Source organism: Kitasatospora sp. NPDC057542 (assembly GCF_042801945.1).
Lineage (GTDB): Bacteria > Actinomycetota > Actinomycetes > Streptomycetales > Streptomycetaceae > Kitasatospora.
In genome coordinates, this window is sequence record NZ_JBHVFE010000865.1 from 1 (window position 1) to 1050 (window position 1050).

The 1050-nt window shown below is 66.1% G+C and carries 1 pseudogene; it reads left to right on the forward strand.

What is annotated here, in order from left to right:
* Nucleotides 1-54: 54 nt before the first annotated feature.
* A pseudogene (locus tag ACFU7Y_RS44180) lies at nucleotides 55-1050 on the forward strand (IS5 family transposase); the annotation flags it as partial.

Here is a 1050-nt window from a genome sequence, read left to right on the forward strand (position 1 = left end):
TCAATATTGCGGTTTCGTGCTTGCTCGAAAGCGGGATCCGGTAGGACGTTGCGTGTGACACGTAGGCAACTCACCGACGAGCAGTGGACGTTCATCGAGCCGTACTTGCCGATCGGCGAGTACGGCCCGTATCCCCAGCGGCTGCGGGATCAGTTCGAGGGAGTGATCTGGCGGTTCCGCTCCGGCGCCCAGTGGCGGGAGATGCCCTCCGAGTTCGGTCCCTGGCCGACCGTCTACGGTCGCTTTCGGGTCTGGAGGGACGCCGGCGTCTTCGAAGCCCTGCTGGAGGGGGTGATCGCGGAGGCCGCGAAGCGGGGTGAGGTGGACCTATCCCTGGTCAGCGTGGACTCCACCACCGTCCGGGCACACCACGACGCCGCCGGGATGCACCTCGACTGCGATGCCATGACCGCCCTGGAGAAAGCTGCCGACGAGGCGGAGAAGGCCCGGCAAAAGGGGGCAGTCCGCAAGGACAAGACGGGCAGGACGCCCCGGACGGCTCGGAACGGGAAGAGCAGCGACGAATCCGGCGTCGGCGCAAGCTCCGGCTGAAAGCTGCTCTACTCGGGCGCTCCAGGGGCGGGCAGACGAGCAAGATCCATGGCGCCGGCGACCGGAAGTGCCGACCGCTGGTGTTCATCCTGACCGAGGGGCAGGCCGCGGACAGTCCACAGTTCATCCCCATACTCAAGAAGGTCCGGGTCCGCGGACCCGTCGGCCGTCCCCGCACCCGACCGGACGCGGTCGCCGGCGACAAGGCCTACTCGTCTCGCGGCAACCGTGTCCACCTGCGTGAACGCCGCATCAAGGCGGTCATCCCGGAGAAGAAGGACCAGGCCGCCAACCGGAAGAAGAAGGGCAGCCGAGGCGGTCGGCCTGTCAGCTTCGACGCCGAGCTCTACAAGGAACGGAACACAGTCGAGCGTCTTTTCAACAAACTGAAGGCCTGGCGAGGCATCGCGACCCGGTATGACAAGAGCCCGGAAAGCTACCTCGCCGGCCTTCACCTCCGCGCCTCGATGATCTGGATCGATGATCTCCTGCTGACCA